At 55.6% G+C, this 243-nt stretch carries 1 protein-coding gene; it reads left to right on the top strand.

Annotated elements, in window-relative coordinates; genetic code table 11:
* On the top strand, positions 1 to 243 hold a 243-nt coding region (locus AOA61_RS31065; RefSeq protein WP_158234776.1), incomplete at both ends, for a hypothetical protein.

A 243-nucleotide genomic window follows, 5' to 3' on the forward strand; every position in this document is an offset into this window, starting at 1 on the left:
GACAGCAATAAAGACGGTTACTACGCCATCGTTGGCAACAACGTTGTCCTGACTCAGGCCGGTGCTGACTTCGTCAATGCAGGGAACAAACTCCCAGCGTTTGACCTGACCGTGACTGATGCCGATAAGGGCAGCGCAACTGCCGCCGCTACTCCGGATGTCACCTTGGTCAACGACCTGCCGACCATCGAAGTAACCGCCAATCCGTTGGTTGAAGACGCTGTCAGCAAAGACACTGTTGCG

The organism is Pseudomonas sp. 2995-1 (genome assembly GCF_002742505.1).
Lineage (GTDB): Bacteria > Pseudomonadota > Gammaproteobacteria > Pseudomonadales > Pseudomonadaceae > Aquipseudomonas > Aquipseudomonas sivasensis.